This window comes from Marinomonas sp. TW1 (assembly GCF_001625355.1).
Taxonomy (GTDB): Bacteria; Pseudomonadota; Gammaproteobacteria; order Pseudomonadales; family Marinomonadaceae; genus Marinomonas.
In genome coordinates this window covers 1-12,371 of the sequence record NZ_JSEE01000027.1, presented here as the reverse complement: position 1 = coordinate 12,371, position 12,371 = coordinate 1, and the positions used below count along the sequence as shown (strand labels likewise).

At 43.4% G+C, this 12,371-nt stretch carries 11 protein-coding genes; 3 read left to right on the top strand and 8 right to left on the bottom strand.

The genetic code is table 11. The features are described from left to right. Positions 1-352: 352 nt before the first annotated feature. The 5 genes from hpf to leuC form a co-directional block, all read right to left on the bottom strand. The gene (hpf, locus tag OA79_RS17620) at positions 353-745 is read right to left on the bottom strand and encodes a ribosome hibernation-promoting factor, HPF/YfiA family (protein ID WP_063334530.1); all 393 of its coding nucleotides are present in this window, start codon (positions 743-745) and stop codon (positions 353-355) included. Positions 746-1,088: 343 nt separating this feature from the next. Then, on the bottom strand, positions 1,089-2,207 hold the full coding sequence (asd, locus tag OA79_RS17615) for an aspartate-semialdehyde dehydrogenase (protein WP_063334529.1): 1,119 nt from the start codon (positions 2,205-2,207) through the stop codon (positions 1,089-1,091). Positions 2,208-2,280: 73 nt separating this feature from the next. Beyond that, positions 2,281-3,360, bottom strand: a complete 1,080-nt coding sequence (gene leuB / locus OA79_RS17610; protein ID WP_063334528.1) for a 3-isopropylmalate dehydrogenase — start codon at positions 3,358-3,360, stop codon at positions 2,281-2,283. A gap of 21 nt (positions 3,361-3,381) precedes the next feature. Beyond that, a complete protein-coding gene (gene leuD / locus OA79_RS17605) occupies positions 3,382-4,032 on the bottom strand; it encodes a 3-isopropylmalate dehydratase small subunit (RefSeq protein ID WP_063334527.1) in 651 nt (216 codons plus the stop codon). Positions 4,033-4,040: 8 nt separating this feature from the next. Beyond that, a complete protein-coding gene (leuC, locus tag OA79_RS17600; RefSeq protein WP_063334526.1) occupies positions 4,041-5,468 on the bottom strand; it encodes a 3-isopropylmalate dehydratase large subunit in 1,428 nt (475 codons plus the stop codon). Between the two features lie 93 nt (positions 5,469-5,561). Here leuC and OA79_RS17595 point away from each other — a divergent pair, with 93 nt between their 5' ends. Next, positions 5,562-6,437, top strand: coding sequence for a LysR family transcriptional regulator (locus OA79_RS17595; RefSeq protein ID WP_063334525.1), 876 nt, complete (start codon positions 5,562-5,564; stop codon positions 6,435-6,437). Between the two features lie 20 nt (positions 6,438-6,457). Here OA79_RS17595 and OA79_RS17590 read toward each other — a convergent pair whose 3' ends face one another. Next, entirely contained in the window at positions 6,458-7,612 is a 1,155-nt protein-coding gene (locus OA79_RS17590; RefSeq protein ID WP_063334524.1) for an MFS transporter, read from the bottom strand. Between the two features lie 159 nt (positions 7,613-7,771). Here OA79_RS17590 and OA79_RS17585 point away from each other — a divergent pair, with 159 nt between their 5' ends. Continuing rightward, a complete protein-coding gene (locus OA79_RS17585) occupies positions 7,772-9,397 on the top strand; it encodes an alpha-amylase family glycosyl hydrolase (protein ID WP_063334523.1) in 1,626 nt (541 codons plus the stop codon). A 26-nt stretch (positions 9,398-9,423) separates the two neighbouring features. Here OA79_RS17585 and OA79_RS17580 read toward each other — a convergent pair whose 3' ends face one another. Beyond that, entirely contained in the window at positions 9,424-10,500 is a 1,077-nt protein-coding gene (locus OA79_RS17580; RefSeq protein WP_063334522.1) for an AI-2E family transporter, read from the bottom strand. Next, the gene (locus tag OA79_RS17575; RefSeq protein ID WP_063334521.1) at positions 10,494-10,754 is read right to left on the bottom strand and encodes a sulfurtransferase TusA family protein; all 261 of its coding nucleotides are present in this window, start codon (positions 10,752-10,754) and stop codon (positions 10,494-10,496) included. The genes OA79_RS17580 and OA79_RS17575 overlap by 7 nt, the downstream gene beginning before the upstream one ends. A gap of 33 nt (positions 10,755-10,787) precedes the next feature. On the opposite strand from OA79_RS17575, the gene OA79_RS17570 reads away from it, so the two are divergent. After that, a complete protein-coding gene (locus OA79_RS17570; protein WP_063334520.1) occupies positions 10,788-12,206 on the top strand; it encodes a M48 family metalloprotease in 1,419 nt (472 codons plus the stop codon). Positions 12,207-12,371: the final 165 nt, after the last annotated feature.

Here is a 12,371-nt window from a genome sequence, read left to right as displayed (position 1 = left end):
CGGGCAATGGATCTTGAGCCTTGGTGTTGAGATAACTTGGCTAAAGACAGTTTAAATGCTCTGTGATATTTGGACATAAAAAGACCCCCAGTAATTGGAATGTCCAACTATTGGGGGTCAGTTCAGTATCGGCTTTTTTGTTATGTCACAAGCGCAAAATCGAATTCATTAACGTTCACGTTAACAGTGCATTACTCCATCATTATTTCTCACCATATTATGATCATAGGCGGTATTCTATCCACCTTAATAAAGAAACCTGAAGGAGACCTCTAAGGATGAGGCGAAGCCCATCAAAGAGGCATTAAAAAGCCCCGCAAAAGCGAGGCTCAGTCTGATGTGAATGGGTTAATTAAATTACTTCTCGTTCCACGAGCTCGTCAAATTCGGCTTGCATTTGCCTTTCTGTATGACTCTCTACGTCCTTAGCATTGATGTGATGCTGTCGGCCAGAGTGTTTCGCTTTGTGTTTAATTAACTGTTTTTCCAATTTACCAACTAAAAGGTCTAGGGCAGGTTTAAGTTGCTTATCTGTCTTAACGGTTGCAAATAAGTCATGACCAGGAATATGAACACTGGCTTCTACAATAAGTTCATGGATCTCATGCTTTTCAGTATTTAAAATCACTTTGATGCTGGTTATCTGATTGTTGATTCGACCCAAGTGATCCATTTTTTCTTTGACTACTTGTTGTACTTCTTCACCAGATTGGACATGGTGACCGCTTATATTCAATGTATACATATAGCATTTTCCTTCTGTTTTAGTCAGACGTTTAGTTTGTTTATTATCAATCCTCCTCTTGCCTTCCTATTATTAATCTAGGGATGATTGCATCTAATTTCAATCCCAATAATGTAAATACTTGCTCAAGATCATGTAGACAAAGGGTGAATGTTCATCTGCGGCAAATCCTCTATGCCTTTAAGAGAACAGTTTCTAACGCTATCATTTCAGTTTAGCAGGACAAGCCTAAGTCACCACAAATTTATGTAATTTAATTTTAATGAAAGGATGCTAGAGCAAAACTAATAGGCAAAAAAAAGCACAGCTCAAAAGCTGTGCTTTTCGTAATCATTGTGCAGAACTAGTTGTCAAGCAAGATACGCAGCATGCGACGCAGTGGCTCAGCCGCCCCCCACAATAACTGGTCACCTACAGAGAAAGCGCTGATGTATTCAGGGCCCATATTCAGTTTGCGAATACGACCCACTGGAATATCCAATGTCCCGGTTGCAACCGTCGGTGTTAATTGCTCCATCGTCGCTTGCTTGTCATTTGGCACAACACGAACCCAATCATTGTGCTCAGCCAACAACCCTTCAATATCCGCGACAGGAATGTCCTGATTAAGCTTAATGGTAAAAGCCTGGCTATGACAACGCATGGCACCGATACGAACGCACAAACCGTCTACTGGAATAATATTTGACGTATTGCCAAGAATTTTATTCGTCTCAGCTTGGGCCTTCCACTCTTCACGACTCTGACCGTTATCTAACTGTGCATCGATGTAAGGTATCAAACTGCCCGCCAATGGCACACCAAATTGGTCCACTGGCATATCGGCGGAACGCATCTTTTCTGCAACTTTACGATCAATGTCTAGGATGGCACTCGCTGGGTCAGCTAACTCACTGGCAACGGTACCTTGTAACATCCCCATTTGATTGATCAACTCGCGCATGTGGCGAGCACCGCCGCCAGAAGCCGCCTGATAGGTCATGGATGTCATCCACTCGATATGACCCTTCTCAAACAGGCCTCCGAGGGCCAATAACATCAAACTGACAGTACAGTTACCACCGACAAAGGTTTTTACGCCATCTTGCAAACCTTGCTTGATGACATTTTGGTTTACCGGATCCAATACAATGATGGCATCTTTGTCCATACGTAACGAAGAAGCCGCATCAATCCAGTAACCTTTCCAACCAGCATTGCGCAACTGAGGGTAAATCTCCTTGGTATAGTCACCACCCTGACAGGTGATAATAATGTCCATTTTCTTCAAAGACTCAATGTCTTTTGCATCCTGAAGCAATGGAATATCTTTACCAATTTCTGGCCCTTTCTGCCCCGTTTGTGACGTGGTGAAAAAAACTGGATCAATGTGATCAAAATCATTTTCAGCCAACATACGTTGCATCAGTACGGAACCAACCATTCCGCGCCAACCGACTAAACCTACAGTGTTTTTTGACATGGTTTTCTACCTTTTTTTGTGGGGTCACTCATACCAAGAGCAATATCCCGAATGAATGCCTAACGCTTTATCGTTAAGCTTTTAATGCTGCCAGTACCGCATCGCCCATGGCTTGCGTACTTACAGTTGTGCAACCTTCAGACGTAATGTCTGATGTTCTCAAGCCTTGATCAAGCACTTTACTAACGGCTGCTTCAATCGCATCCGCGGCGGATTTGGCCGCCAATGAATAGCGCAACATCATAGCAACGGACAAAATCGTTGCCAATGGATTAGCAATGCCCTGTCCAGCAATATCGGGTGCCGAACCATGACATGGCTCATACATACCTCGACCTTCTGCATTAAGAGAAGCAGACGGTAACATACCGATCGAACCCGTCAACATGGCAGCAGCATCAGAAAGGATATCACCAAACATGTTGCCAGTAACCATTACATCAAACTGTTTTGGCGCCCTAACCAACTGCATAGCAGCATTATCAACTAACATATGCGTTAATTCGACATCAGGATACTCTTTAGCCACTTCTTCCATGACTTCTTTCCACAATACGGTCACTTCAAGCACGTTAGATTTATCGATTGAGCACACGCGCTTACCGCGTTGACGAGCGGCGTCAAATGCCGAGCGAGCAATACGGCGAATTTCAGACTCACTGTAAACGTAAGTATTAAAACCTTCACGTTCACCATTCTCTAAAGTGCGGATACCACGTGGTTGGCCAAAATAAATACCACCGGTTAACTCACGCACGATCAAGATATCCAAACCCGCTACAATCTCAGGCTTCAAGCTAGAAGCGTCAGCCAATTGTGGGTATAAAATAGCAGGACGCAAATTAGAGAAAAGTTCTAAATTAGAACGCAAGCCTAATAGACCTTTTTCTGGACGCACAGCCATATCTAAACCGTCCCACTTAGGTCCGCCAACGGCCCCTAGTAGAATGGCATCAGCCGCCTTCGCTTTTGCTAATGTCGCTTCAGGTAAAGGTGATCCAGTTTCATCGTATGCTGAACCGCCCACCAAAGCACTTTCATGCTCAATACCCAATGAAAAAGTGTCATTAACAGCATCTAAAACACGAACAGCTTGCTCAACGATTTCTGGACCAATGCCGTCACCTGGCAAGACCAATACTTTTTTTGTCATTACGAATCCTTATTACTTGAATTACTGTTCACGGCTTAAAAATAACCAAGGAGCGGCATTCATTCGCTTATCTTCATAACGGCGAATGCTCTCTTCCTGCTGTAGTGTCAGACCAATATCATCCAAACCATTCAACAAACAATGTTTACGAAATTGATCGACCGAAAATTCAAATTTAGCCCCAGAAGGCGAAGTCACTGTTTGGTTTTCAAGATCGACGTCAATTTGAGCGCCTTCTTGCGCATCCACTTCGGCAAACAGCTGATCAACGTCTTCTGCATCCAAAACAATGGGCAACAAACCATTCTTAAAGCAGTTATTGTAAAAAATATCCGCAAAGCTTGGCGCTATAATAGAACGAAATCCGTAATCATCCAGCGCCCAAGGCGCATGCTCGCGGCTTGATCCACAACCAAAATTCTGACGAGCCAGCAAGACACTCGCACCAGCATATCTAGATTGATTTAAAACAAAATCGTGACGCAAAGGACGACCTTCACAGGATTGGTCTGGCTGCCCTTCGTCTTCATAGCGTAATTCATCAAATAAATTTTTACCGAAACCTGTACGCTTAATGGACTTCAAGAACTGTTTCGGAATGATCATATCAGTGTCAATGTTTGCCAAATCCAAAGGAGCCGCCAAACCTGTATGTTTTGTAAAGGGACGCATATTCTCTCCTAGTGTTTTACAAATTCGCTAACATCAACAAAATGACCCGCTATCGCAGCCGCGGCCGCCATGGCAGGGCTCACTAAATGTGTGCGTCCACCAAAACCTTGTCGACCTTCGAAGTTACGATTAGAGGTAGAGGCACAATGTTCGCCGTTGCCTAATTTGTCTGCGTTCATCGCCAAACACATTGAACAACCAGGCTCTCGCCATTCCAGCCCCGCCGCTTCGAAAATTTCGTGCAAACCTTCTTTTTCTGCCTGCGCTTTCACTAAGCCAGAACCTGGTACAACAATCGCTTGTTTCAAGCTAGAAGCGACTTTACGCCCTTTCACGACTTGTGCAGCGATACGCAAATCTTCTATACGAGAGTTTGTACAAGAACCGATAAACACACGATCCAAGGTCACATCGGCCAAAGTTGTTTTTCCTTCTAGCCCCATGTATTTCCAAGCTCGGGCATAACCTTCTTTTTTCACCGGATCCACTTGGTCTTCAGCACGCGGGATCGCTTCATCAATCGCAATAACCATTTCTGGAGACGTTCCCCAAGTTACTTGAGGTTTAATGTCTTCCGATTTGATTACCACCACTTCATCAAACTGGGCATCTTTGTCTGACACTAAATCTTGCCATGCTGCCACCGCCATATCCCAATGCTCACCTTTTGGCGCATAAGGACGATTTTTCACGTATTCGATTGTTGTATCATCGACTGCGATTAAGCCAACACGAGCCCCAGCTTCAATGGCCATATTACAAACGGTCATACGACCTTCCATCGACAAAGACTGAATTCCTGTACCGCCAAACTCAATGGCATAACCTGTGCCGCCAGCGGTGCCAATCGCTCCAATAATAGCAAGCACTACGTCTTTCGCGGATACCCAAGGTGACAATTCACCGTCAACGCGAACCAACATATTACGGCTTTTCTTTTGCACCAAGCACTGAGTCGCCAACACATGTTCAACTTCAGACGTCCCGATACCATGGGCCAACGCCCCAAAAGCGCCGTGTGTCGATGTATGGGAATCACCACATACTACTGTCATACCCGGTAAAGTAGCACCTTGCTCTGGCCCAACAACGTGCACAATACCTTGGCGAATGTCTTTCATGTTGAATTCAGTAATACCAAATTCGTTACAATTTTCATCCAGTGTCGTTACTTGGATCTTTGACACTGGGTCTTCGATACCATCCACACCTGAAATACGCTCATGTTTGGTTGTCGGCACATTATGATCCGGTGTTGCCAAACTGGCTGAGATACGCCATGGTTTACGACCCGCCAAACGCAAGCCTTCAAATGCCTGTGGTGATGTCACTTCGTGCAGTAGCTGCAAGTCGATATAAATCAATGCACTACCATCATCTCGCTGTTGGACAAGGTGGTCATCCCACAATTTGTCGTAAAGGGTTTTACCAGCCATAAGTTCTCTCCTAAAAATCTTATTGCGCTATCCTAAAACTTTGGCTTAAATTACTCAAATTCATATTTTTCATGTTTTGGATTATTTTTTGGAATGCTTGATATTGCCGAGTTACTCACCTTTATAAAAGTCGCAGAAACACACTCCTTTTCGGATGCCGCAACGCGTTTATTTGTCACCCAACCGGCGATCAGTAAACGCATTGCCGCATTGGAATCTAACCTTGGCGTGAAACTATTTGATCGCATTGGTAGGCAGGTACAATTAACAGAAGCCGGTATGCGTTTATTGCCTAAAGCCAAAAAAATGGCAGAAGACCTTGAAGACATCAAACGCAGCATGACACTACAAATGCAGGACGTGAGTGGTGAGCTTCGACTGTCAACCAGTCATCACGTAGGCTTACATCGACTACCAGACTCACTGAAACGTTTCCAACAAGACTATCCTAGTGCGCAATTAGAAATTGAATTTACTCAATCAGAAGAAGCCTATCAGCACGTGCTAAAAGGTCACGCTGAACTGGCTGTCATTACCTTATCAAATAAAGAAAACAATTTATTGGAATCCATTCCAATTTGGTCAGACCCTTTAACCTGTGTGGTCAGTAAAGATCATCCTTTGTCACATTTAGATAAAATAAGTTTGGTGGACCTCGCTCAATACCCTTGTGTATTACCCAATAAAAACACCTTCACACGGCAAATAGCTGAACAGGTATTCGGTAAGCAAGGCCTGAAACCACAAGTTCGCATGAACACCAATAACCTAGAAACCTTAGCAATGTTAGTGAGCATTGGCTGGGGCTGGTCTTTACTGCCCTCCACGCTAGTAGATGATAGGCTGACAGTATTAAATTTCCCGGAACTCAATGTAGAGAGGAAATTGGGAGTGTTACATCATAAGCATAAAACACTGAGCCGAGCGGCCAATGCGTTTATCTCTTTGTTAAAACAGGCCTCACATTGAGACCTGTTTAATATTAAAACTTATCTATCTTTCTGACTGACGATCAAGATCATCAAGGCGAGTCCGCTCACCATAGCGGCGGCGGTAAACGCCCAAGCACCGCCAGCCCATTCCCAAAGGTAGCCAGTCACCACCATGCCTAGGCCACCACCTAAACCTATGGCAAAAGCACTGTACATTGCCTGGCCTTGTCCAGCATAACGCTCTGGAAACAAACGTCTAATTTGCTCGATGGATACCATATGAAACAGTGCAAACGTTATACAGTGAAGCATTTGTGTGAACATTAAAATCCACACATTTGAAGTAAACCAGCCAACGAGAAGCCAACGAATCACACCACAAACGAAACACAGCATAACCAAATGCACGACATCAAATCGTTTAACAGTATTGCCGAAAAACAAAAACAGGACGATTTCAATGATCACACCAAATGCCATCAACAAACCAATGGCCTCACCGCTGTAACCAAAATTTGACAGGTGGACCGCAAAAAAGACATTGAAAGGGGCATGCGCCATGAAGGCCAAAAATGCCAAACCAAAAAACAACAAAGACTCAGGCTCTTTTAACAACGAAGTAAACGACACCTGCTCTTTATGATTGCTGGCTTCGTATTCCTGCTCTTTGACAAAGAAAATGGTGACCACGGCTAATGCGAGAAAAACGCACATGGTAGGTATGACGACCCAAGCACCAAACTGCCCTATCAAAAAGCCGCCGGCAGCGACGGCAACCACATAGCCAATCGACCCACCCACTCTCAAGCGTGTATAAGGTACGTCCAGACGACGAATACTGCGTACAGCGAGAGAATCTGTCATGGGCAGTAAGGCGGAGTAGAACAACGCCATACAACAGGTCAGCAACCAGAGACTTTCAAACTCTTTATTCCAATTAAAAGGCAAAACGGCGATAAAACAGCCAAGAACAGCACATTGTAGAATCCGCTTTGGCAAGCCTATTTTCGCCGTTAACCAACCCCAAAAATGCGGAATGACGATGCCTGATAAGGTAAAAGTTGACATGAGTCGACCGATTTCAGACGCAGATAAACCAATCGATTTATAATAAACCGAAATGTAGGGCATCATCACACCAATTAAACAACAAAAGAAAAAGTAGAAGAAAAACAATGGCCAAGCCACTGACCGAGCCTTTGGTGAAAACATCATAGCTCCAAAGATTACATCCATTGGTAATCATTATTATGCAAAAATCGATTTCTTTGAGTATGCTGGAAATATCATAAAAAAGCACGATTCAACTAATAATAACAATCCGCACAATCTTGCCAAAACGTTTATGCTCAACCAACGAAGGAACTCGACATGACAACCAATCAAGCATGGTGGCGCGGTGCCGTTATTTATCAGGTGTATCCTCGCAGCTTTTTTGATGCCAATAATGACGGCATTGGCGACCTCGCCGGCGTGACACAAAAAATGGACTACATTGCCAACTTAGGTGTAGACGCCATCTGGCTGTCACCCTTTTTCACTTCACCAATGAAAGATTTTGGTTATGACGTGTCAAACTACTGTGATGTGGACCCTATTTTTGGCGATCTAAACGACTTCGATCAGTTAATTCAGACCGCCCATGAAAAGGGATTAAAGGTCATCATAGATCAGGTACTCAATCATTCTTCGGATCAACACCCTTGGTTTAAAGAATCGAGGCAAAGCCATGATAACCATAAAGCTGACTGGTACGTCTGGGCCGATGCTCAAGCTGATGGTACCGTGCCGAACAATTGGTTATCGGTATTTGGCGGGCCAGCGTGGCACTGGGACAGTCGACGTCGGCAGTATTATTTACATAACTTCCTCGACAGCCAACCCGATTTAAATTTCCACCATCCTGATGTTGTCGATGCGTTATTAGACACAGTGGAATTTTGGTTAAAGCGTGGCGTAGATGGCTTTCGTTTGGACACAGCAAATTACTATTTTCACGATTTGGAACTGAGAAATAACCCACCAAAAGAAAACGTAGTAGAAGGCAGTATTGGTGTTCGGCTAGACAACCCCTACGCCTATCAACTTCACTTATACGACAAATCTCGGCCTGAAAATATCGTTTTTTTACAGCGTTTGAGAAACCTACTTGATCAATACCCAGGCACCACGACCGTTGGTGAAGTGGGCTGTGATTTTTCCCTCAAAACCATGGCAGATTACACACAAGGCGACGACAAACTGCATATGTGCTATTCGTTTGATCTATTGACTCACGATAACAGTATGCAACACATACGTGACACCATGGAAACGATAGAAAAAGGGCTGGGCGACGGCTGGCCGTGCTGGTCGATTGGCAATCATGACGTGGAGCGAGTAGCGACACGCTGGGGCAACAATCAAGACAATTTAGCCAAGAGCAAAATTTACATGCTGATGCTGCTTACCCTGCGTGGCAGTGTTTGTTTGTATCAAGGAGAAGAGCTGGCATTAACAGAAGCGGAATTAACGTACGAACAACTGGTTGACCCTTTTGGCATTGCCTTTTGGCCGGAATTCAAAGGGCGAGATGGCTGCCGCACGCCTATGCCTTGGGACACAAACGACCAAGCGGGGTTCAGTCAACATCCATCCATTTGGTTACCGGTTGCCACTCAACACTTCCCTCTTGCCGTCAGCAAACAAGAAGATGATCCAAACTCGTGTTTGAACGCTTATCGAGACTTCTTAGCCTTCAGAAAAGGCAACATGGCATTACAAATAGGAGATATTGTATTTTTATACAATGACCAACATAGACTGATTTTCACTCGACGACATCAAGACCAGAGCTATTTCATTGCCATTAATAGCGGCCAAGACGAGTTTCAACACCCATGCCAATATGAATTAGAATCCATCAAATTGCCCAATAGCTTATCCGCTGGAAAGATTGAAGCTGGGGTAATTATCTTACCTGCTTACAGCATTCTCATAGCCGATTTAATTGAGTAATACCGCCTTCATAGCCTATGGAACGATTACTCGGCCGTTGGTTGGTCAAGTAAATCCTCTTCCCCTGGCCAAGCATTAATAATGGCTTTCACCAGTGTCGCCAACGGAATGGCAAAAAAGATTCCCCAGAATCCCCAAATGCCACCAAAAAGCAACACGGCAATAATGATTGCCAACGGATGCAAGTTAACGGCTTCCGAAAACAACAGCGGCACCAACACATTGCCATCTAAGGCTTGAACAACTAAATAGGCAACAACGACATAGATAAATTCGTTTTGTGCGCCAAATTGATAAAACGCCACGAGTACAACCGGAATGGTAACCGCTGCCGCCCCTATGTATGGGATCAGCACAGACAAACCAACCAATAAGGCAAGTAATTCTGCGTACCTGAGTCCAAACATCAGGAAGACTAAATAAGTCACCACACCAACCACTAACATCTCAATGAATTTTCCACGAATGTAATTCGCTATTTGATCATTCATTTCATGTGAAATGCGGCGCATCATTTTTCTTTCTTTTGGCAACCAAGACGTCAGATACGTCAGAATAGACCTTTGATCTTTAAGCAAAAAGAAAATAACCAACGGCACAAGCACCAAATAGATGACTAAGGAAAACAAAGAAGGAATGCTGGCAATAGAGAAAGAAACAATCCATTGACCTAAATTCGTTGATTCATTTGCCAAAGAATTAATCACCTCATCAATGGCGGTTTGACTCACTATTTCACTATGGCCTTCTGCAAAACGTTGCACAACGTCTCTGAGGTCAGTGAACATTCTTGGTGCATCTTTAAAAAAACGGTCGGCTTGACGCCAGATAATCGGCACCATAACACTGATAAAAACCACGCAACTGGTCATAAAACCAATAAACACCGCTAATACCGAAGAGGTGTGGCCCAAGCCCATACGCTGCAAACGCTCAACCAAACCTTGTAACAGAAAAGCCAAAACAATGGCAATCAATACTGGCGCTAAGATGCCTCCCCAAAATGCTAGAACAGCGACACAACCAAGCAATAATAATAGAAATACCACCACTTCTTCATTGGAGAAATAACGCTTAATTAACCCATCAACAATTTTTAACATGGCGTGTTTATTGAATCCTTTTGAATAATGAAACAAAACTCATTCTTAACGTCTGATAGGGACAGCAGTGAATGACCTTGGAGGTCTAGGTATTGAGGTATGTCTTTCAAAGATCCTGAATCACAGGTTGTCACACTCAAAACTTGACCTGACTGCATCTTGCTCAACGCTAACTTTACCTTAAGTAAAGGCATTGGACACCGATCTTCTCTTGCATCTAAGATTACGTCATACTGACGACTGTGTTCGATCATACATTTTTTATCTGCTTATTTGACCGCCTTATTATGAGACTATTTTCCGTCGTTACAACCAAATTGACATTCATCACCTTGGTTTTTTCTCTTTCCGTCCCCCATTTTAGCCATGCTAGCATTCCGGACCTAGAAGCCAATAAAGACGAGAGAACACTGTCAAATCCATCCTATGTTTTAGGCCAGTACTGGTTTCGAAAGCTCAATGGTAGCCGTGCGCTCATTGACTTCCCCCCAGCTTATGACTATTTCAAAGACACCTTATCCATCTTATTACCGCAAACGGATTTGTATAACAAAACCGTCGAAATAACCTTTCTAAACAGCTCTCAAAGCAATGCTTTTGTCATTCCTGGTAATCACATGTTTCTGTATTCAGATATCATGGAAGTCATTACCAATGAAGACATGCTGCTTGGTTTACTCGCACATGAATTGGCCCATTTAGACTTACAACATTATGAAAGGCAACGTCAGAACTCGAGCGAAGAATTGCAAAAAACCTTGGTGATGCTTGGCGCGGGTATCGCGGCGGCACTAGCAGGAGCCGGTTCGGATGCGACAACAGCCTTATGGTTGGGCGGCATCGCCAATCAAGCCGAAAACACGCTCACATACAGCCGCAATCAAGAACAAGAAGCGGATCGTCGTGGCCGAGAATACCTTATTAAAGCAGACATTAACCCTGATGGTATGACTCAGCTTTTTCAAGCCTTTTTCAAAAAAGCATTGGGCCGTCCTAAGCTAGAATTTTTATCTACCCATCCGTCACCTGATACACGAATGTCTGATTCCTTCAGTACGGACACAAAAGAGAGTATTTTGAATCAGCGAGATGGCCGAGATTTTGAGTTTTTCAGAGCCAGCTTACTCGCCTACAGAGCCGGTCTGGAAGATCAGCCTTATCAGTATTTGTCTCAGCATATCCATAACAGTGATCCAAGTCATTTTGCGAAAGCCTTATTTGCGTATTTAGTACAAGCTCCTGATCGTGCCATTCACTATCTAGAGCAAGTTCAGACACATAATCGTTATACTCATTACCTGCTTGCTTTAAGTTATGCTTCTTTAAAGGAAAATACTCAAGCCATAGAAATTTTGGATAAAGAACTCAACTTAGCACCAGATAACATATATTTTTCCTCACTCAATGCACAATTAAACAATCAAAAACCCAATTCTATTAAAGCAAACTACCTTTACCAAAAGAGAATTGTTTGGAGAGCGTACATCCAGCACTATAAAAGCATAAAGAATAAAAGCATGGCACTTTATTATCGGTCACTTCTTGATTTTAATAGAGGAAAAGAAAAAACAGCATCCATATTATTAAAAAGAGCCATTAGCACATCAGATTCAGTTAACATCGAAAAACTAAGAAACACTGAAAAAGAATTTGAACGAATTATCAAAGCAGAGAAAGAAGAAGATTTAGAAACTAAAGAAGATTAAAACACTCATAAACAAAAAAGCCAGATGAGAAACCCCATTGAACTGACCCCCAATAGTTGGACATTCCAATTACTGGGGGTCTTTTTATGTCCAAATATCACAGAGCATTTAAACTGTCTTTAGCCAAGTTATCTCAACACCAAGGCTCAAGATCCATTGCCCGAA